Origin of the sequence: Microcystis sp. (assembly GCF_048564745.1) — a bacterium.
Lineage (GTDB): Bacteria > Cyanobacteriota > Cyanobacteriia > Cyanobacteriales > Microcystaceae > Microcystis > Microcystis ichthyoblabe_A.
The window spans coordinates 1-21531 of sequence record NZ_JBLZRT010000125.1; the positions used below are offsets into that span (position 1 = coordinate 1).

General features: G+C 44.3%; 17 protein-coding genes and 2 pseudogenes. 9 read left to right on the top strand and 10 right to left on the bottom strand.

From position 1 onward, the window contains the following. Positions 1-48: 48 nt before the first annotated feature. From ACOCD9_RS13940 to ACOCD9_RS13950, 3 genes and pseudogenes are all read right to left on the bottom strand, one after another. Positions 49-438, bottom strand: a pseudogene (locus ACOCD9_RS13940) (flagellar assembly protein H); the annotation flags it as partial. A 347-nt stretch (positions 439-785) separates the two neighbouring features. Next, positions 786-980: a DUF2949 domain-containing protein gene (locus tag ACOCD9_RS13945; protein ID WP_002732568.1), complete on the bottom strand. Its 195-nt coding sequence runs from the start codon at positions 978-980 to the stop codon at positions 786-788. A gap of 362 nt (positions 981-1342) precedes the next feature. Beyond that, positions 1343-1864 (bottom strand): DUF192 domain-containing protein, encoded by a 522-nt coding sequence (locus ACOCD9_RS13950; protein ID WP_409870280.1) that lies wholly within the window; start codon positions 1862-1864, stop codon positions 1343-1345. Positions 1865-2166: 302 nt separating this feature from the next. On the opposite strand from ACOCD9_RS13950, the gene ACOCD9_RS13955 reads away from it, so the two are divergent. From ACOCD9_RS13955 to ACOCD9_RS13965, 3 genes are all read left to right on the top strand, one after another. Then, positions 2167-2280 (top strand): PetM family cytochrome b6-f complex subunit 7, encoded by a 114-nt coding sequence (locus ACOCD9_RS13955; RefSeq protein ID WP_002731506.1) that lies wholly within the window; start codon positions 2167-2169, stop codon positions 2278-2280. Between the two features lie 104 nt (positions 2281-2384). Further along, entirely contained in the window at positions 2385-2744 is a 360-nt protein-coding gene (gene psb28 / locus ACOCD9_RS13960) for a photosystem II reaction center protein Psb28 (RefSeq protein ID WP_002757021.1), read from the top strand. Positions 2745-2890: 146 nt separating this feature from the next. Continuing rightward, entirely contained in the window at positions 2891-3838 is a 948-nt protein-coding gene (locus ACOCD9_RS13965; RefSeq protein ID WP_287701896.1) for a TIGR01777 family oxidoreductase, read from the top strand. Positions 3839-3873: 35 nt separating this feature from the next. On the opposite strand, the gene ACOCD9_RS13970 is transcribed toward ACOCD9_RS13965, so the two are convergent. The 3 genes from ACOCD9_RS13970 to ACOCD9_RS13980 all read right to left on the bottom strand — a co-directional run bounded on the left by ACOCD9_RS13970 (position 3874) and on the right by ACOCD9_RS13980 (position 7212). Continuing rightward, on the bottom strand, positions 3874-4599 hold the full coding sequence (locus tag ACOCD9_RS13970; protein WP_419547808.1) for a GUN4 N-terminal ARM-like repeat domain-containing protein: 726 nt from the start codon (positions 4597-4599) through the stop codon (positions 3874-3876). Positions 4600-5195: 596 nt separating this feature from the next. Next, complete coding sequence (gene radC / locus ACOCD9_RS13975) at positions 5196-5927, bottom strand: RadC family protein (protein WP_002761042.1); 732 nt, start codon at positions 5925-5927, stop codon at positions 5196-5198. Between the two features lie 97 nt (positions 5928-6024). Beyond that, positions 6025-7212 carry an aspartate aminotransferase gene (locus ACOCD9_RS13980; RefSeq protein WP_419547809.1) on the bottom strand — a complete coding sequence of 396 codons (1188 nt, stop codon included), beginning with the start codon at positions 7210-7212 and terminating at the stop codon, positions 6025-6027. A 391-nt stretch (positions 7213-7603) separates the two neighbouring features. On the opposite strand from ACOCD9_RS13980, the gene ACOCD9_RS13985 reads away from it, so the two are divergent. The 5 genes and pseudogenes from ACOCD9_RS13985 to ACOCD9_RS14005 all read left to right on the top strand — a co-directional run. Next, on the top strand, positions 7604-8890 hold the full coding sequence (locus ACOCD9_RS13985) for an FAD-binding oxidoreductase (RefSeq protein ID WP_419547810.1): 1287 nt from the start codon (positions 7604-7606) through the stop codon (positions 8888-8890). A gap of 9 nt (positions 8891-8899) precedes the next feature. After that, entirely contained in the window at positions 8900-10255 is a 1356-nt protein-coding gene (locus ACOCD9_RS13990; protein WP_419547811.1) for a (Fe-S)-binding protein, read from the top strand. 141 nt (positions 10256-10396) lie between these two features. Continuing rightward, positions 10397-11695: a homoserine dehydrogenase gene (locus ACOCD9_RS13995; RefSeq protein WP_287701888.1), complete on the top strand. Its 1299-nt coding sequence runs from the start codon at positions 10397-10399 to the stop codon at positions 11693-11695. Between the two features lie 19 nt (positions 11696-11714). Continuing rightward, complete coding sequence (locus tag ACOCD9_RS14000) at positions 11715-12665, top strand: LysM peptidoglycan-binding domain-containing M23 family metallopeptidase (protein ID WP_419547812.1); 951 nt, start codon at positions 11715-11717, stop codon at positions 12663-12665. 565 nt (positions 12666-13230) lie between these two features. Next, positions 13231-13481 (top strand): annotated as a pseudogene (locus ACOCD9_RS14005) (ISAzo13-like element transposase-related protein); the annotation flags it as partial. 281 nt (positions 13482-13762) lie between these two features. Here the strand turns inward: ACOCD9_RS14005 and ACOCD9_RS14010 are convergent. From ACOCD9_RS14010 to ACOCD9_RS14020, 3 genes are all read right to left on the bottom strand, one after another. Next, a complete protein-coding gene (locus ACOCD9_RS14010) occupies positions 13763-15622 on the bottom strand; it encodes an iron uptake porin (protein ID WP_419547813.1) in 1860 nt (619 codons plus the stop codon). A 531-nt stretch (positions 15623-16153) separates the two neighbouring features. After that, positions 16154-17524, bottom strand: a complete 1371-nt coding sequence (locus tag ACOCD9_RS14015; protein ID WP_419547814.1) for a cobyrinate a,c-diamide synthase — start codon at positions 17522-17524, stop codon at positions 16154-16156. Positions 17525-17569: 45 nt separating this feature from the next. Beyond that, positions 17570-17710: a hypothetical protein gene (locus ACOCD9_RS14020; protein ID WP_287701880.1), complete on the bottom strand. Its 141-nt coding sequence runs from the start codon at positions 17708-17710 to the stop codon at positions 17570-17572. Between the two features lie 442 nt (positions 17711-18152). Here ACOCD9_RS14020 and pckA point away from each other — a divergent pair, with 442 nt between their 5' ends. Next, positions 18153-19832: a phosphoenolpyruvate carboxykinase (ATP) gene (gene pckA / locus ACOCD9_RS14025; protein ID WP_419547815.1), complete on the top strand. Its 1680-nt coding sequence runs from the start codon at positions 18153-18155 to the stop codon at positions 19830-19832. A 455-nt stretch (positions 19833-20287) separates the two neighbouring features. Here the strand turns inward: pckA and ACOCD9_RS14030 are convergent, their stop codons facing one another. Further along, positions 20288-21511, bottom strand: coding sequence for an NAD(P)/FAD-dependent oxidoreductase (locus ACOCD9_RS14030; RefSeq protein ID WP_419547816.1), 1224 nt, complete (start codon positions 21509-21511; stop codon positions 20288-20290). Positions 21512-21531: the final 20 nt, after the last annotated feature.

Below are 21531 nucleotides of genomic sequence, written 5' to 3' on the forward strand. Positions count from 1 at the left end.
AATTGCCGTGCGATAAAGCGAGGTAAGAAAATAGACTCTTTCTGGTTAATCTGGTCTTAACTTTGCCCCAAATCCTTCTAAAACAGTGATACCAACGGAAGGGGATAAAATCCACAAGCGAGGGGCATTATCTTCATTGTAGCTCTGATTTTCCCGTTTAGCTTGTCTTTGCAGTTCGGCTAAAATCGCCAAAAGTTTTGCTAAACAATTACGAATCTCGCTACGGTTGGGAGGATTGCGATAGGGTTCAATTAAGACAGTATTAAGGACAATTCTGCCTAATAATCCCAGATAATTGGGGTTGGGTTCGGGATTGGGGGAAAAAAATAAATCTATCTGTCGAGTTTCGTCGCTGACTTCTTTGCTGATTTCGACGATTCCCAGGGGAGAAAGTAATTGTTCAAGGTAATTTTTGGCAAATTGGTCATGGGGTTTCATGGACTGAGCAGTTAATCGATAAGGCGGCTCTACCGAACCTGTCATGTAAAACTATCAATAACTCATGCTTGTAAAGTTTGTACACTAAGGCTTTGAGTTTTTGTTGGATTGATATTTATCAACTTTAGAGCCTTGCTGTGCAGAGAAGGAGCTTGAGGAATTTTCTACAGTGTAAGTTCGGAAGAACCGATAATTCTCAATTGTATAGTTATTAAAAAAGTGGGTTTAAATAACCCACTTCTCAAGTGATGATTGGTAGTTTTTGGGATCGGAATTTTCAAACTGTGCCAGAAACTATGAGCAGCCATGGCAATTATTCTCCTTGTCAATAGTGAGCAATTGCAAGATTATACTACCTCTTCGAGAAAATCATAAATTTTGTCTAATTGTTCCAAGGTCACTAAACCGTACTGCCAGAGAATCATCGGTAAATGAATTTTATCAGATTGGATCGAGCGCTCGGCCATAGCGATCGATTCTTGGGGAAGGGACAATTCCTCTTGTAGAAATTGTCGGAATTGGGAATAGGCAATCGTGGACATAGGGGGACTTTTTCCTCAATAGTATATCTAGTAATTTCAATAAAACACGACCTGATCGGTTTCAAGGACAGTTAGTCCTGCGACCGTTTTTCTGTATCTAAGCTATCTAGATGATAGAGTGTGCTTTCCTAAAAATCGCTGGCTCTCTTAAGATAGTCCCGTTAGATCGAGCAGAATTTTGTCTCTGTTTAATTTATACCAAGGGTGAAGATTATTCAATCTATTATTTAATAGACTATAAAAATCTTAATCGATATGGTTATATCTTAAACAGTATAAATGCGTAATAGCTTCTAAAAGCCATACTTATATTTCCAGACAAGGGACACTTTTTATAAGAAAGTTAACACCATTTTCAAAAATTAAGGTCTTGAGATAAACTCAATCTTAATTTTATCTCCTTCTTTCACTCCTAATTCTTTCGCTCGACCCCCGGCTAGTTCGATGACTTGATTAACCATGGTGTTTGGCCCATAGACAGGACAAGGATCCACAGCACAAGGAGGGACATTGAGCAAAACTGCTTTTACTATACCATCTTTTAGAAAAATCATGTCTAGAGGAATCGAGACATTTTTCATCCAAAACCGGGCTATCAGAGGTTGTGCAAAGGGAAATAGCATACCGTGATTCTTCTCCAAAGACAAGCGATACATTAAACCCTTGGCCTGTTGTTCGGGGGTTTGAGCTACTTCTAACTCAATCATCTCACCATTAATATCTGCTTTGGCGGTGATCGGTAATATTTGCCCTTGATTCTCAGTCGTAATCTGAGCCATCGAACTATTATTACCATTGAGATTAGTCGATTGACAACTCAGCAGCAACAAACCTAAAAATAGTATTAACTTGATCTTGAGCATAAATGATTTTTTACCAGTCATCACCAATAGTTATCAATACTTAATTTTCCTAGGATAAGTGGAGAATTAAGTAGATAAGACACTAACACAAAGTGGCGACAAAAAATATAAAGATAGTATTAAAAATATCTAGCATGGGGGTGAGCATCCTTCCTTGAGGAGAGGGGCAGGATTGCTAGAACGTATATACTAGGAAAATTCTCAAAGTTATTGGCCGATTTTCCCCCTCAATTTTGCCCCAGTCCGGCTGCAGTCGATCGCCTTCGTAGGTTAAAATACCATTGATCTGTTGATCGATTATTGTAGGCTCAGGAGCAATCACCATGACCGCAGAAAGTATGTTATTTAATGGGCCGATCGTGGCGATCGTTCTCGTCCTCGTCGGATTAGCTTGGGGTTTTCTCCTCCTCAAAATCCAAGGTGGAGAAGCGGAATAGCCTGTTTTTCGGTTCATGGTTACTTTATTAGTAATCATGAACTACTTTTTCCTGTCAAAGGTAATTAAGAGAAAATCAATAACTAAAATTTTATACCCACACCTATGACCACTCCCACGATCGAGTTTTTTGTCGGTTTATCAGAAGAATTAAGCGGTGTTAGTCTCCGCAAAAATAAAAGTACCGGGATTCGCAATGTCCTGATGACTTTTAAAACCCTGAAAGCGATCGAACGTTTCCAAAGTTTCACCACCCGCACCTACGGCGATCTCCGTCTCACCGATGAGGAAGGAGTGATTATAGTTATTCCCAACTCGACTAAGTTTATTTTTGGAGGAGATGAAGGAGATGAAATTCAACGGGTAGAATGTGGTTTTGAAATCACCGATGAACACTGGGAGCGTTTTCTGCGCTTTATGAATCGTTACGCGGCAGCCAACGGTATGGGGTATCAGGATAAGTGAGAAGTGGGGTGTAGGGTGTAGGGTGTGGGGAGAATAAATAAAAATAATCTCCTGATTGACTCCTGACTCCTGACTCCTGACTCCTGAATACTGAATTCTGATAGTTAAAAACCAGCTAAAATAAGCATAAATTTAGTCAAGAAACCATGAAAATAGCGATTACTGGGGCGACGGGATTTGTGGGGAGTCGATTGGTGGTCAAACTCCATGATCGCGGCGATTACATCCTAATTTTGACGCGCAATCCCGATAAAGCCCGAAGAATGTACCCACAGTCAATCTATCCTAAGATAGATATTATTCCCTATATCGCCACAGAATCGGGGGATTGGCAAAAAGAGATTTCCGGATGTGATGCGGTGATTAATCTAGCGGGAGAACCGATTTCGGAACGCTGGACCGGTGAAGCAAAACGAGCAATCGTCGCTAGTCGGCAAATCGGCACCGAGAAAATTGTCGAGGCGATCTCGCGTAGCGAGCGCGTTGCGACCGCACTGGCCGACCAGAAACCGAAAGTTTTAATTAACTCCTCGGCGATCGGTTACTATGGAACCAGTGAAACCGCTAGTTTTGACGAAAATAGCCCTCCCGGTGGCGATTTTCTGGCGGATGTCTGTAAAAAGTGGGAAACAGCCGCCCAAAAAGTGAAAGATTACGGCACTCGTTTAGTCATTCTTCGCACGGGTATTGTTTTAGGCAATGGGGGTGCTTTAGGGAAAATGATCCCACCCTTCAAACTATTTGCCGGCGGACCGATTGGCAGCGGTCGTCAGTGGTTTTCTTGGATTCATCGGGATGATTTAATTAATTTAATTATCTATTGTCTCGATCGCCCAGAAATTAACGGTACTTTCAACGCTACTGCACCCAATCCCGTCCGGATGAAAGAATTCTGTCAGATATTAGGGGAAGTAATGAAGCGTCCTTCTTGGTTGCCAGTGCCAGATTTTGCCCTCGAAATTCTCTTGGGAGAAGGGGCAAAAATCGTCTTAGAAGGTCAAGAAGTGCTGCCAAAAGCCACCCAAGCGATCGGTTTTGACTATCGCTATCCTAATCTAGAAGCGGCCTTAGAGGAAATTGTCCCGAAAATGTAGAAATCTGATGCACTAGCGGGCCGAATGCTCTCAATCTATTTTTCACTCCAGACGGGATGGGAGAATAAAGAGGCAGCCACTCTCACCCCGCGCAGTTGATTTAACAGGGGTAAATGGCCTACGGGAGCGCTTAAATCCCAGATAAATTCCTGCGGGTATTTTGTCCAATTATTGCCATTTTTCCAGCCAATTTTCGGCCAGAGTTTCGGGAAATCTTGACCGACACCGAGCCATAATTTGCGCTGCACCGACCAACCGAATTTCCCTTCCGAATGAACTAACCAAAGATTATCAATAGTCTGAATGTCAACCTTGGGAAAAGCTTCTACTTCCGTAAAATAGACCCATTTCCTCTGTATTGCTCCTTCTCCTGCTAATTCACAGAGTTTTTGACGAGTGAGACTATCGGCAGTTTGAAAATCCTGTTTAGCCAATAATTCCTGTAAAAGTCGATAATCGATACCCTTAGCACTGTCTAGGGGAACAACACCCGTGGGAAAATAATTAGCTAAAAATTCCTTGCTCTGAGTGCTATTATCTTGATAGAGCAATTGATAAGCCTTACCTGTCACCAGATTAACAGGAGTGGGACGCTGGGCTAATAAAAAATCTCTCAATACAGTTAGGCCACCTTCTCCGTCCCCAGCTAATTGTGTCAGGATCTGTAATTGATTTTTCGGCGACTCGGTGGCTAATTGACTCATCTTACGGGTAATATCCTCGCTCTGTTCTTCTACTAACACGCCATTCTGGTCAGTCATATCATCACTTTTAAGACCACTCCTTCAATACTATTACCACTATTTCGGGGTCGCTGCTCGATTTTTTCCAGACAAAAAAGGGATTTTTAGCGCCGACATTCCGCACCTCTTCATATACTTTTATATATTTTTACATTCCCCAAGATGTTTTGACGAAAAACCTTGATTGTAGAAACTACTATTGAGAACATTTTCAATAATTGATTTTTTCTGAGAAAAAAATTTACAATTCTTCACCTTGATCAAAATCCCTCATTGTGGCTATAGTCCTTACTGGCAAAGGGTTGTAAGCAATATATTAGTAAAAATTATCAATTGAATGTTAAGAAGTGCGGAAAGTGGGTTTCAACAATTCCTATTTTTTCATAATTAGGGTCTCAAGACCCCCCCTAGCGGGCGCCGAGAAAACCCTCACCAGCTAAGTATTTTTACTCAAGTCTCTAGAGGGGGACAGCCAATGTGACAGTTGAGGATGCGGAATGTGGGTTCATATCTCAAATCAGCAACGCCAATTAATTATTATTCATTCTTAATTCTCCTGACTACTGACTACTGACTCTTAACCCCAACAACAATTTTTGATTTTTACAAGAGGTCTAATCTTCTTGGGGATATTTTTCCCAAAGATCCGTGATTTGGCGAAGACTTTGGAAATTGCCATTACCGAGGATCAAATGATCTAGGAGAGGAATGGCTAGATAGGTAGCCCCCTGTAATAATTGTTCTGTGAGTAAAATATCGTCTTGACTAGGCACAAGTGACCCGGTGGGGTGATTATGGGCGATAATTAACTTAGTAGCTGATTGTTTAACCACTTCTCGAAAGATTTCTCGCGGATGTACCAGTGTTTCTGTGGCTGTGCCGATAGTAATCACTTTTAGTGCGATTAACTGATTTTTGACATCGAGTAAAATAACAGCGAAACGTTCCTGAGACTGATACATTAGTTCGTGGCCAAGGATAGCGGCAGCGGTATCGGGACTATCGATAACCATTTTTTCCGTCGGTCGTCGTTGAAAAGCCCGTTTTCCCAATTCGATCGCCGCTAGAATAGTAGTGGCCTTAGCCGGTCCAATGCCATGAATAGCGGTTAATTCATGGGGGTGAATATCCCTCAAAACGTCCAAGGGATCCCGGCGATATTTACTCAATTCGTTGAGAATATGCTGTCCTAAACCCACTGCCGAGAGTTTGCCTTTACCTTGACCTGTAGCCAGTAAAATCGCTAATAATTCGGCGTTACTGAGGTTTTTCGCCCCGACACTGATTAAACGTTCCCTTGGTCTTTCACTGACGGGAATATCGGCAATTCTTAAGCTGTAGGTCATGGAAGTGGCAAGCTACCGCGATAAAATTCCATCATAATCGCAATTTTAGTCAGTGCCTAGAGGGATTTGGTGGGTAAATCAAGGGAAAAAACTCTCCTTACCGATAGCGAATTCCCGCATCTTCGAGGCGCTGTAAAGCTTCCCCTAATCGCGGGATATCGGCGATTAAACTGACGCGCACATAACCTTCCCCTCCCTCTCCAAAAGCATTGCCCGGAGTGACAACGACACCGGTTTTTTGCAAAACGCTGAGGGCAAAATCCGTGGAAGTCATGCCGACGCTACAGGGGACCCAGAGATACATTGTCGCCTTAGAGGGGGGAATATCCCAACCTAATTGCGCCAAACCTTTGATGAAAAAATCTCGTCGCTGCCGGTATCTTTCCTGTACTTGTTTGACGTATTCATCCGGCAGTTGTAGGGCGGTTTCGGCCGCCTTTTGGATGACGGAAAAGATACCATAATCGAGATTGGTTTTCAGGGTGCGTAACCCTTGAATAATATCGGAATTGCCCACGACAAAACCGACGCGCCACCCAGCCATATTATAGGTTTTCGAGAGGGTATGAAATTCGACACTAATCTCTTTTGCCCCCGGAATTTCTAATAAACTGGTGGGCTGATAACCATCAAAACTCAATTCAGCATAACAGAGATCATGGACGAGCATAATCTCATAGTGCCGGGCCCAAGCAACGATTTTTTCAAAAAATTCCCGAGGGGCAACGGCGGCGGTGGGGTTACTGGGATAGTTAAAATAGAGGATTTTCGCCCGTTTAGCCACATCTTCGGGGATAGAATCGATATCTATCAGCCAATCCTGTTCTGCTTTTAAAATGATCGGGTATAGCGTCGCCCCAGCAATCAAGGGACCGCGAAAATGGGCGGGATAGGCGGGACTGGGAACCAAGACCACATCGCCGGGGTTAACATAAGCTAAGGCCAGGTGAGATAGGCCCTCTTTGGAACCTAGCAGCGGCAAAGCTTCGTTATCGGGATTGAGTTCCACACCATAAGAGCGATAATACCATTTAGCGATCGCCTCTCGGAAACTGGCGGTTCCTTCAAAGGGTGGATAACCGTGAAATTGGGGCGTTTCAAAAGCTTGAATGGCCGCTTCGATAACTGGACGCGGGGCAGCACCGTCCGGGTTGCCCATACCTAAATCGATTAAATCTAGTCCTTCTTTGCGGGCTAAGGCTTTTAATTCATCCAAGCGGGCGAAAACGTAGGGGGGTAAGGCACTTAATCGCTTGGCGCGGCTATTCGTCCAATTTACACTCATTACTTCTTGGCTTACTGATCGAGGTAATCTACCATTATGGCACGAGTGTATGGCTAATTTAGCAGTTAGGGACTTGCGCTTTGATAATGTACCTTTTGGGCGAACGCAGTTCGCCCCTACATTGTGGACAAAATCCGTTACTGTAGGGGCGCAAAGCTTGCGCCCTCCGATCGATTGGGATATTATTCCTACGCAAGTCCCTTAGTTATTAGCTGACTTCTTTGTGCCTCAGTATGGCTGGAATTGCCTGACATCGGAGATGGAGAGCAAAACTAAGGTAATCTGATTAATAGAGGCTGAAAATTACTGATTAGCCCTAGCATTACCCCCATTCTTCGCCATTATCGGCCGGTAAGTCCTAACTCCTCACTCCTCAATTCTTTTCTCAAATATGACTGCGATTGCTGCCCAGATAACTTCTATTTTACCCCCCGACACGACGGTTATTGCCTGGCCACAAGTGCCAAAAGAGGAACAAGAAAGATTATCGAGGGCAATTAGGGGCAAAAGTCCGGAAATTATAGTCTATCCCGCTAATACAACCGCTTTATTCTCTCTGGTGCGTTTTGCCAACGAAAATCGTCTGTCTTTATTGGCCTACGGTCAAGGCAGTAAATTAGATTGGGGTGGATTAGTCGAGTCGCCGGATATTTTAGTCAGTACCCAAAATCTCAACCGCATTATTGACCATGCGAGGGGAGATTTAACTATAACCGTGGAAGCTGGGCTTAAACTAGCAGATTTACAGGCTTTTTTAGCTCCTAGCGGTCAATTTATTCCTCTAGATCCCAGTTTCGCCGATAATGCCACGATTGGCGGTATTATGGCCACGGCCGACGCGGGAACATGGCGGCAAAGATACGGTGGAGTCCGGGATTTGATCCTAGGATTTTCCTTTATCCGTCACGATGGCGAGATTGCTAAAGCTGGAGGGCGTGTGGTGAAAAATGTGGCGGGATACGACATGATGAAGCTATTTACGGGTTCCTACGGCACTTTAGGGATTATCGACCAAATTACCCTGCGACTGTATCCCGAAACCCCTAACTCAGAAACCCTGATAATCACTGGAAATAGCGAAAATATTAGTAAATTAAGTCAAGTTATTCGGCAATCGTCCTTAACTCCCACCGTGGCTGAATGTTTAAACCCAGGGATGACGCAAGCACTAGGATTAGGGGAAAAAGTCGCTTTACTGCTGCGTTTTCAAAGCATTCCCGAAAGTATTAGCGAACAATCGCAACAGGTGAGTTATTTAGGACAACAGTTAGACTGTCAGACCAATTATTATCGGGATGAGGAAGAAATTTCTCTAGGGCAAAGATACCGAAAAACAATGGATAATTATGACCAAGAGGGCAATTTTTTCGGCAAAATAGGATTATTACCCAGCAGTTTAGCTCTAGTTATCGACCAAATTAACGGACTAGCCTCGATTAATATTAGTAGCGGCGTGGGTAAAGTTATCTTAAAATCGGAGGAAAATCTTGACAAAATTCGCTCTTTATGCAGTGCCAATCAGGGTTATTTAACTGTGTTAACCGCGCCCCCATCCCTAAAAGAAAAAATTGAACCTTGGGGTTATGCAGGTAACGCAATTACCACGATGAAAACCCTAAAAACTAAATTCGATCCTCAAGGTATTTTTAGTCCTGAACGCTTTCTTAACAAAATCTAATTTAAAATCATGCAAACCTCCGAACATTCCGTTAACTTTCAAGAATTAATCGACCAAAAAAATCAAGGATTTGACCCCAAGAATCCCCCCGCTCAAGAATTAATCGATAGTTGTGTTCACTGTGGTTTTTGTCTATCTACCTGTCCCAGTTATCGAGTCATTGGCAAAGAAATGGACTCCCCCCGGGGCAGAATTTATCTGATGAATGCCATCAATAAAGGGGAAGCAGTTTTAGACGAAACCACTAGCCAACATTTTGATACTTGTTTAGGCTGTTTAGCCTGTGTTAGTACCTGTCCATCGGGAGTACAATACGATCAATTAATCGCCGCAGTTCGTCCGCAAGTGGAACGCAATCAACCCCGCAGTTTTAAAGATAAAATTATTCGTTTTCTGATTTTTAATCTCTTTCCCTATCCCGTCCGTCTCAAATTATTTTTACCCTTCCTCTGGTTATATCAAACCCTGGGATTACAAACCTTAGTCAGGAAATCGGGTATCTTAAAAATGCTCTTTCCCCGTCTAGCGGCCATGGAATCAATTTTACCCCAAATTACTCTAAATTCTCTGTTTAAAAACTATGCCGATGTTATTCCCTCCCAAACGGAAAAACGCTATCGGGTGGGTGTAGTTTTAGGTTGTGTACAGCGCCTCTTTTTCTCGCCGGTAAATGAAGCAACAGTGCGGGTTTTAACTGCCAATGGTTGTGAAGTAGTTATCCCAAAAACCCAGGGTTGTTGTGCCGCTTTACCCGCACACCAAGGACAGGAGAAACAAGCGCAAAGTTTAGCCAGACAAATGATCGATAGTTTCGCAGCAACCGAGGTCGATTATATTATTATCAATGCGGCGGGTTGTGGTCATACTCTCAAGGAATATCATCATATTTTAGCCGATGATCCTGAATATAAAGATAAGGCTAAGGAGTTTGTGGCTAAAGTACGCGATGCCCAAGAATTTTTGGCAGCAGTGGGATTAACTGCTGATTTATCGCCGATTACCGAAACAGAATTAACCCTAGTTTATCAAGATGCCTGTCATCTTTTACACGGACAAAAAATCTCGGTGCAGCCACGGCAATTATTGCAAAAAATCCCCAATATTAACTTAAAAGAACCTATCGATGCGGCCCTGTGTTGTGGTAGTGCCGGAGTTTATAATATGCTACAGCCAGATACTGCCGATGAATTAGGTCAGCAGAAAGTACGCAATTTATTAAATACTGGAGCTGCGGTGATTGCTTCTCCTAATCCGGGTTGTTCCCTACAAATTAAAAAACATCTACAATTACAGGGAAAAGATACACCCGTTATTCATCCCATGGAATTATTAGATTATGCGATTCGCGGGCTGAAAATTGGCTAACTCCCACCATTTGAGTTGTGTTAGTGGTGTCAGGGAAGCAAAAGAAAACCCCACAGACAAAGACCTTGTAATGATAAAATCGACAATGGCGACAGCTTGGCCATTAGTATTTTTTGCGTCAGACTAGCAGGAGATAAAAGCGTGACCTTTAAGATTGGTTTACTCGGTTTCGGGGTTGTGGGGACGGGAACAGCGAAAATCCTCCTCGATCCTTTTGGTCGTCATCCCGTACTCAAAGAGATTACCATTGGACGAGTGGGAGTTAGATCCCTAGATAAACCGAGAGAAATCGAGCTTTCCCCCCAACTGTTGACCACTGACCTAGAATCGATCGTTACTGACCCCGAAATTGATATTATTGTCGAATTATTGGGGGGTTTGGAACCAGCACGCTCTTTAATTCTCCAGGCAATCGCATCGGGAAAGCACGTTGTTACGGCAAATAAGGCGGTTATTGCCCGTTTTGGTGACGAAATCTACGCCAAGGCCAACGAAAAGGGGGTTTATGTCCTCCTAGAAGCGGCCGTGGGTGGTGGCATTCCCGTCATTAAACCCTTAAAACAATCCCTCGGCGCTAATCGTATCAGCAGCATCATGGGAATTGTCAACGGCACAACTAACTATATTCTCACGGAAATGAGCCAAAAAGGGGCAGATTTTAGCGAAGTTCTGGCCAAAGCTCAGGAATTAGGCTATGCAGAAGCGGATCCGACTGCGGACGTGGATGGATTCGATGCAGCCGATAAAATCGCTATTTTAGCCTCTCTGGGTTTTGGAGGTCGGGTAAAAAGGGAAGATGTTTACTGTGAAGGTATCCGGCAAGTTAGCGCCGTCGATATCGCCTACGCTGATAGACTGGGATTTGTGATTAAATTATTAGCGATCGCAAAAGATACGGTTAAGGAGGATTCCGATACCCTAGAGTTGCGGGTTCATCCAACCCTAGTCCCGAAAACCCATCCCCTCGCTAATGCTAACGGAGTCTATAACGCTATTCTGGTCGAGGGGGAACCCTTGGGACAAGTGATGTTTTATGGACCGGGTGCGGGTGGCGGACCGACGGCCAGCGCGGTAGTATCGGATGTGATGAATATCGTCGGAATTTTAAAAAGTAGTGGCAAAACCAAGGAACTTGACCCGCTTTTAAGCTGTATTCACCAGCATTATTGTCAAATCGCCCCGATGGAGGATTTATCGACCCGTTTTTATGCTCGTTTTCTCTGTCGCGATGTGCCGGGGGTAATCGGTCATTTAGGTATGGCTTTCGGCGACCATGGGGTTAGTCTAGAATCCGTGGTACAAATTGGTATTAGGGGTGATTTAGCCGAAATTGTCGTTGTCACCCACGATGTACGCGAGGGCAATTTCCGCAACGCTTTAGCAGCCATAGAGTCTTTAGAAGCTATTGACAGTATTCCTAGTATTCTCCGGGTTTTGTAATTAAGAAATCGCTTTTTTTATGGTCATGGGTCGGAGAATCAGAAGTGAGAAAAGTTGGCTAAGTTTGACCAGCACAATTTTGTTTTTTTGTCTAGGTTTTTTGGGCTTAAATCAAAAATTAATTTTTGCCCAAGGATCCGATAGTGTTTGTCCCCTACCGATTTTATCAAGGTTACAACGCCATAAAATCCAAGCGGGAGAAACGATCGCCTCCATCGCCGAAAAATACGCTCTCATCCCCGCAACGATAATTAAACTCAATCCGACTATTCTTAAAAATGGTTTGGCCCCCGTCGGGAAAGAAATCTTTATTCCCCCGATGAACGGCATTCGCATCGAAGCACCCAAGGGTTCCACTTGGCGCGATTTAGAAGCGGCCTATGGTATTCGTGCCGATATACTCTTTGAGCTTAACGGTTGTGGTCGCCGGCCGACAATAGTTTTTATCCCCGGCAGCAATTGGTCCGCCGCCGGCAAGCGATCGGATTATACTGGATTAAGTTCTTATCCCTTATCCTTGGCCAGCACTGTCGGATTAGCCTACGGTTGGCAAAAAAGCCCCACGGAACAGAAAAATCTCTTTCATAGTGGTATTGATCTTCTTGCACCAATAGGTACACCCGTTCTAGCCGCCGAGGATGGTCTCGTGATTTATGTGGGTCAGGAAGGGGCCTATGGTAATTTGGTAGTAATTAATCATTTAGGTCGCCGGCAGACCCGTTATGCCCATTTAAGCAGGGTTACAGTGAGAATTGACCAACGGGTACGAGCAGGAGACGTTATCGGTGCGGTTGGCACCACCGGACAACCAGATATTATTCCCCCCCATCTTCATTTTGAGGTGCGCTTAGATACTCCCGTCGGTTGGACAGCGCAGGATCCCGCTTTGCATTTGCCCCAAATCCACACTTCGACAAGCTCAGTGTCCACCCGCAATCAAGTCAAAAGTAAACGGTTAAGGGACTTCTAAAAAATAAACTAATCATTCTCAAGATTAGACATCTCCAAAAATTATAACCCAGTCACAGCTTGCCTTTAGTCTATGTATTAACTAAATAGTTCGATAGCTGTAATGTATATAGCGTTTTTCAGTCTGCTGAGGTACAAAAGTTATGGGTTTTAGGCAAGAGGCAAGAGGCAAAAGGGAAGAAAATAGGTGTACCTCACTAGCTTAGGAAACGCTATATCTATCGTTGCTAATTCAATTTCACTGAAAAAATATGAGGTAATTAAAATAATTTTTATAGCAAGTCTCACACCTGTGTGGCACAGTTAAACCTTTGCTAATTAAGCTTTTCAACATCAATAATGTACCTTTTACGAACAGGAAACGCTATATTCCGTTAGATTCCTTAACTAGAAAAACTTTTGGTCTTGAGATAATATTAGGTCGAGGTCTATTATTAATCAAGTTTTTCCTTTTAAGTGTATATGGAATTAACTGATTCCCTCAAGAAATTGCTCAGTGAAACTGCACTTCAATTAAAAGGTGCAGCTAAAAGAAGATTCATGGCACAAACAGTCTTAGAATTGGGCTAGAAAACCGTTGGAATGGGAGTATTTTAGATGAAATCGAAACAGCTTGGAAATTCGCTCAAACTATGACTTGGAAAGGAAAACACCCGATTGTTAAGTTGATTACTGAAACTTACAAAAAGGAGTAAAGCTTACTAAAAAAGCTAGGGAAAAAATTGAAGAAAAAATCGAACGTCTCACAGAATCAACGAATCAAGACTTTCCCAATTTGGGACAATGGTTTATTGATATCTATTATGATAAGACCTAGTTTGTAGTTAACTAAGATGGTTTGCTAAAAACTGTCTTTGATTCTTTGACTTGTCCTTGTTATACTCGAAAAAGCTCGGAAGTATAAAAGTTTATGCTGCCTATTTTTTCGGAAAAATAGGTTGTAATGGGAGACTCTTTGTTTTCCTAGACAAAAATAATTACTTTTTCAAAAAAACACTTTTCTATTTTTTTGTTGGGTATTTTATTCTCTGGAAGTCCCTTATTTGCCTAAAACAAAACCCCACCATGAGTGGGGTTTCGGGTTTAATTTAGGAAATTCTAGAAAGTAAAGGTTCCGCGGAGAGTGCCAATCCACTCGTTACCAGTACCTTTGAACTGTTCAGGTGCAGAAATCCAGATGACACCGGGGGTGATAGAAATATTGTCGGTGACTTGGTACTTGTAGAACAATTCAACGTGGTAGGGAACGATGTTAGATACTTTTAGACCCATTTCCCGGAAGCTTAAGTGACCAATGTAGGGCTGGGCACCAGCAAACAGACCTAAGATATTTCCTTCTTTACCTAAGTCGGGGAAGGCAATACCAGCACCGTAGGTCCACACTTCCGCATCACCGAGACCGAGTAAACGCACGGTGGAGTAGGAACCGAAGGCACTCAAGCTGGCGAAACCAATATCCACTGCACCGGTTAAACCGTAGCTATTGGATACTTTGGCTCCGAAGTTGAAGAAACCGACTTCATCCTGTAGGGTTACATCTCCAGGAGGGTTGCCGTTGACGTTGAGCAGGTTGTTCAACTGAGTTTGGGAAAGGTTAGCAGCGGAACTTCCCGTTGCACCGAAGGAACCACCGTTACCGAAGATGGCGGTATCGGCACCTTGGTAAGCGTTAACGTAGGTGAAGCCGACGTTGAGGAAGTTAAAGAGGTTAGCGTTAATCTGTGCTAAAGCGGCGTAATCTCCGTTAAAGAGACCATTACCCGGGTTAGGATTGGCCGCAGAACTAGAGCCACCACCACCGGCTAAGTAACCCAAAGAGAGGGAAGTCGGACCAAGAATGCTTTGGAGGAAGCCTAACTGTAGGCTAACACCACCCCCAGAACCACCACCGATACGGTAGATGGGGTTTTCGGAAGCGAAGGTAGATAGAGCACCATTACCACCGTCGAAGTCTTCAAAGAAGGGATTAGTGGTGGGAACGAAGTCATTCCAAATACCACCCCAAGCGGCGACGTAGGTATTGAAGCGACCAAAATAACCTAAGTCAATCGGGGTATAGTAGGCCAACCAGTCAAGAACAACATTGCTACCGTTACCGGCGGCTGTCCAAGTTTGGAATAGGGAAGGGCTTTGCAGGTTATCGAATCTGACGGAAGCGGGATCACCATTTTGCAGTGTGGTGGTGGATTTGTAATCAAATCCGAAGGGAGTGGCACTCCCCGCAGCTAAACGGGTTTTCAGTACGTCCTGACCGGTGAAGCTCGTGTTTAAAACTAAACGAGCGCGGTATTGCATGGCGGCCTGGGAGGCGGGGCTACCAGCACCAACCGTATCGGTGACAGCGAAGATGACTTCCCCAGCTAATTTGGTGGTGGTGGAGAATTGGTTATTTTCGAGGAAAGACACCCGGCTTTCTAAGTTATCAACTCTAGCTCCCAAAGCTGCTAACTCGGCTTGGAACTCATCCATCAAGCGCTTGAGGGCATCTAAGTCTTCCTTGAGGACGTTGACACCATCTTGAATTAAACGTTCCATCACGTTTAAGCAAGCGTTTAAACCAGCCGCAAACTCCCAACGGGTTAAAGCTCGGTCGCCCCGGAAGGTGCGATCGGGATAACCAACAATACAACCGTAGCGCTCCACAAGACTTCTTAAGGCCTCATAGGCCCAAGCGGTGGGGGAAACATCGCGCAGTTGGTTAACGCTGGTGACTTGATCGATGCTGTTGCCTTCCACGGGTACGGACTGTCCTTCGTTACCGTACTGTTCGATCTGATTGAGTAGTTCGCCAGTTCCTGCACCGTTGTCCTGAACTTGAGCGATTTCTAGATTGTTAAATTCGGTAGAAACACTGGTAGATTTGACGGGATCGAAGCTACTAGCATTAGCGGAAGCTACCAAGGTAGCCCCTAAAATTGCTGGGCTAACCAGCAATGATTTCCAGAACATTTTTAACATGATGGTTTTTCCTCACACCTTATAGGTTGACTACACAGTTTGATGACGCATATAGCCTTTCTATTCTCTTGCCATTATACACGATTTGATTGCTTAGGGAAAGATGCGATCTCATTTTTTCCCTTGACCGGTTGACAAAGTGGCCACCCTGTTGATCCTAACGGTACTTAAACAAAAACTAAAGTAGGTTAGCATCCTTACTGGGAGAAAACTTAAGCTCAAATAACAGGCTCATCTAAACGAGTCGGGCAGGTTTCTGGAGTTCCCCGTCGCCTAGCAACCCTCAAAAACTATCCGCCCTTACCAATTGCTCGGTAAGGGCGGTGTAGCGGGTCATCGGAATCGACACCAGACTGCCGGAAGGAACTCCAGCTAGTCTAAATCTTGTTTAGACGTGGGGGTCTAGAGAACAGCCCCGGCGCACAGCCGGCTATTGTCGATTAGGAGACCCATGCTTTTACTACTTTCTACCATCGACATCACCTCCTGTATCCCTTAACGGATTGATTATCAAATTTATCTGCAATTAGCTTAACGCAGCTGTGCGGAAAAATCAAGGCCGGCAGCTAAAAATTTTTTCGGCAGGCCCAGTTGGCCCCCAAAATGTAGGTGGAGATAGGAAGCGTGCAGATTCTTACCTTGCCACCCTTCGGCATTGATAGCACCCTTGGGGAATGCTTGCAGTTGATAAATCGGTGCGTCGCTCACCCCGCTTAGTTGGGAGCGATGGAATTCATGGCCGCGCACTGGTTGACCTGCTTTGAGCAGGATCGTCTCCTGTTTGGCGATGGCTTGCCGATAACCTAGGGTTAATTTCGGGGACATTATAGCAGATTGGGGGATTATTTGCAACATAAAATGGTTTTTTTGCTCAAAATCAACTATTTTGTCACATAAATACATTAATCCCCCACATTCGGCGTAGGTGGGCATTCCATCGGCGATCGCTTTTCTCACCTGAGTTAAGACAGGGGTGTTAGCGGCTAATTCCGGGGCAAAGATTTCGGGAAAACCGCCACCAAAGTACAATCCTTGCAGGTTTTCGGGCAAATTTGCTCCTTGCAGGGGACTCCAAAAGATTAATTCTGCACCTAAATTGGCCAAAATATCGAGATTATCGGGGTAATAAAAGTTAAAAGCCTTATCTCTGGCAATACCGATACGGATAGGGGGAAAAAGCTTATTTTCTTCTGTGGGATTTTTCGGGTTCTCTTGGGGAGAAATAGTGAGTAAAGGCAAGAGAATGTCCCAATTAAAGCAGTTTTGGGCAATAGAAGCCAGTTGATCTTGCAGTTCCCTGATTTCTCCTAGTTCATCCCTGGGAACCAATCCTAGATGGCGATCGGGAATTGTCAGGGAATCTTGACGACGCAAAACCCCGACAATCGGCATATTGATGGATTCTAGGGCGGTTTGCAGTAATTGCAGGTGGCGATCGCTGCCAACCCGATTGAGGATAACTCCGGCTAGATGGAGATTTTTGTCTAAAGATTGATAACCGCGGACAATAGCGGCGACAGAGGTAGATAAACGACTACAATCGATAACTAACAGCAGAGGAAGCCCTAAAATACGGGCAATATGGGCGGTACTGGCATAATCGGGAAATTGAGTATCGCTTAATTGAATACCATCAAATAGCCCCATTACCCCTTCAATCAGAGCATAATCGACATTTTGACAATGTTGGGCAAAACAGGTTTTGACATAGTCTTCGGAAGTTAAAACCGGATCTAGATTGCGACAGGGGCGACCGGTAAAATGAGTATGGAACATGGGATCGATATAATCGGGCCCGACTTTAAAAGATTGCACTCGATCACCACGACTGATTAAATAGGCCAAGATTGCCAGAGTAATCGTAGTTTTACCGACTCCGCTTCTTTCTCCTGCGATGATCATTATTAGTTGTTTTTTTTCGAGATCGAGCTAGACTTAATTAACCTGTTACACAATCAATTCTAGAGCTTGCCAACGGCTAATAGAGTCAATTTTGGCCGCTAACTGGCCCTGTGTCAATCGACTTTTTTGATTAGCGGCGAAATCAATTTGACCACGTTTAGGATCATTGTCATCATCTCTAGACAACCAGCTATTGTTCTGACGTTGCCCAAAACCAGAGACTTCCTACCTGACAATTAAGATAACTTCTAGATTAGCGGATCAATTTTGTGTAGCTGTTAACTTTTGTAAAAAAAACATCGTCTGCATCCTATTGTACAGATAGACTAAAAATATCTAGAAAAAGCAGTTAGATCGGCAAGAGGGAAAAGGTAAAAACCCTGACTGGGAGATGAGGGGTAAATACGTAAATAATCCTGAATTACCGCTCTAGGATTGGCTTTACCGACAGCGAAAGACCAGATTAATCAGGGAAATATCGTCAGATAAACTAATCAATATAGCTTCTTAGGTGTCTGGGAGTGAAAAAGACAGAGAACGAGGGTTTTCTAGTTCCTATAACTGCACTAATCAGAGGCCTAGAACTTACCTCTAAACCGACAACTAAATTATCAGGAGAATTGGGGTTATGCCGACTCTACACACGCTGACCAATGATAGTATCTCTTGTCCCTTGTCCGATCGCATGGAGAATGTCAATTTCCACTACGAATTAGAAAATCAAATTCATCCCACCTACGGCCTCGAAAACCTAGGCATGAAAAATCTCGGTCGCGTTTATCGCAATCTTTCCGTACCGCAATTAGTCGAACAGGCGATCGAACATCATGAGGGCGTTTTAGCCGATAATGGGGCTTTAGTGGTGGAAACGGGTAAATATACCGGTCGTTCCCCCAAAGATAAATTCATTGTCAAAGAAGCCAATAGCGAAAAGGAAATCGACTGGAATCAGCATAACGCCCCGATTAGCGAGGAAAAATTCCAGCAGTTATACCGAAAAGTCCTCGCCTATGTGCAGGGAAAAGACCTATATATCTTCGATGGTTACGTCGGGTCCGATCCTAATTGTCGCTTTGGCGTGCGCGTCGTCACCGAAATCGCCTATCATAACCTCTTTGCCCATCAGTTATTCCTCCGGCCCAGTGCGGTCGAACTAGCTGCCCATGAAACTGATTTTACCGTGATTGCCCTGCCGGGGTTACAGGGAGATCCCGAAGATGACGACCTGAACAGCGAAGCCTTTATCGTCCTCAACCTGGCCAAAAAAATCGTTCTCATCGGTGGCACTCGCTACGCTGGCGAAATCAAAAAATCCGTCTTCTCGATGATGAACTACCTGATGACCAAACAAGGGGTTTTACCGATGCACGGTGCCGCTAACATGGATAAACACGGTCATACGGCCCTCTTTTTCGGTCTCTCCGGTACGGGTAAAACCACCCTTTCCGCCGATCCTAAACGCAGCCTCATCGGTGATGATGAACACGGTTGGTCAGAAGACGGCATTTTTAACTTTGAAGGCGGTTGTTATGCTAAAACCATCCGTTTAAGTGCCGAATACGAACCCCAAATCTGGGCAGCAATTCAATTTGGCACTATTCTCGAAAACGTGATCCTTTCCCCCGATAATCGCCTTCCCGACTACGATGATGGACGTTTGACCGAAAACACCCGCGCCGCCTATCCCCTGCGTTATATCCCTAATTGTGCCGTATCTGGCATGGGAACCCACCCGAAAACTATTATCTTCTTAACTGCCGATGCTTTTGGGGTACTGCCACCAATCGCCAAATTAACCACGAACCAGGCGATGTATCATTTCCTCTCCGGCTATACTAGCAAATTAGCGGGAACGGAACGGGGAATCACCGCCCCACAGGTGACTTTTTCCAGTTGTTTCGGTCAATGTTTCTTCCCTCTGTCACCCCTCGTCTATGCCCAAATGTTAGGGCAACGTTTAGAACAACACCCCGAAACCTCGGTTTATCTGATTAATACCGGTTGGTCCGGCGGTCCCTACGGAGTCGGCGATCGCATTTCGATCAAACACACCCGTGCTATGGTTTCCGCCGCTTTAAATGGCGATTTAGAGGAAGTCGTTTTCCATCCTCATCCCATCTTTCAAGTTCTCGTCCCCGAAATTGTCCCAGGAGTTCCCAAAAAAATCCTCGACCCGCGACAAGCATGGCAAGATGGCGAATCCTACGACCTACAGGCGCGAGAATTGGCCCATCGTTTCGTGGAAAATTTCCGTCAATTTACCACTGCCTCCCAAGAAATCATTGCAGCCGGTCCAATTTGGGAATAACAGCATCAAGGAATCGGTTTTAACGAAGGCAGTATTCAGGAGTCAGTATTCAGGAGTCAGTATTCAGGAGTCAGTATTCAGGAGTCAGGAGTCAGTATTCAGGAGTCAGTATTCAGGAGTCAGGAGTCAGGAGTCAGGAGTCAGGAGTCAGGAGTCAGTATTCAGGAGTCAGTATTCAGGAGTCAGGAGTCAGGAGTCAGGAGTCAGGAGTCAGGAGTCAGGAGTCAGCTTCTGAAGGCAAGAGGCAACAGGCAAGAGGCAAAAGACAGAATCTGACAATTCTCCTACCTAAAAAGAAGGTTAGAAACTAAGCACATCAAAGCTTTTAGCTTAACCAATTAGGTCTTAGATTCGGCCCTTGTTGTCAGATGTGAGTTTTCAGTTCACTGTTTACTGTTTACTGAAAAAAGGCTCCCCACTTCCCCACTTCCCCACTTCCCCCTCTCCGGTGCTTCCTACACCCTTCTATTGCCCATAGCTTGTCCGGCGAGATAACCAGTGGTCCAAGCGCTTTGAAAATTAAATCCCCCCGTGACTGCATCGATATCTAGTACCTCCCCGGCAAAATATAACCCCGGACAGATTTTACTTTCCATAGTTTTAAAATCCACTTCCTGAAGATTCACTCCCCCAGAGGTGACAAATTCCTCCTTAAACACCCCTTTTCCTTTGATTTGATATTCCCCTTGCTGTAATTCAATCATTAATCGATTGAGAGTATTTTTAGATAATTCGGCCCAGGGAGTTTCCGAGTTAACAGTCAAGTAACTTAATAAACTCTGCCAAAGACGCTTGGGTAACTGTTCAAAGGGACAATAATTAAAAAGTTTTCTTTTGGGATATTCACTTTTAGTTTGTAAGATAATTTCTCGCAATTTTTCAGGATGATAATCCCCCAACCAATTAATGATTAAAGGCATTCGGTAATGATGCTCGTGAAGTAACCGCGCCCCCCAAGCAGAAAGTTTTAAAATAGCCGGTCCACTGACTCCCCAATGGGTAATTAACAAAGGTCCGATTTGTTCTAATTTGCTTCCCCCAAGACGAACTCGCACTTTATCCACAGCAACCCCTAACAAATCTTGCAGACGAGGATCGGCAATTTGAAAGGTAAATAAAGAAGGCACAGGAGAGACTAGAGAATGACCTAAATCTTGAGCGGTGCGATAACCAAAAGGACTACTTCCCGTAGCAATTAAAAGCTTATCTGCCCTAATTTGCTCATCTCTTTTTAATTCAATTAAAAAACTTTCTTCCTGTTTTTTAACCGATTTAACTGGGGAATTTAGCCTTAAATTAACCCCAGCAAAAGTCGCACTTTCCCGCAGACAATTAAGAATAGTTTCAGAATTATCGGTGCTGGGAAACATTCGCCCATCCGCTTCTGTTTTTAGTTTTACCCCCCGCAATTCAAACCATTTAATAGTATCTTGGGGTTGAAACCGACTAAAAGCTCCCCGTAGTGCTTTGCCACCGTGAGGATAATAATTAACCAATTGGGAAACATCAAAACAATGATGGGTGACATTACAGCGCCCCCCTCCGGAAATCCGCACTTTCCCCAGAGGTTCTTTTGCCGCTTCTAGGATAGTAACGCCAGCTTTTGGGTTAGATTCTGCCGCTTTAATTGCGCCAAAAAATCCCGCTGCCCCGCCACCAATTACGACTATTTGAGTCATATATCAAGGAAAAAGTTAAG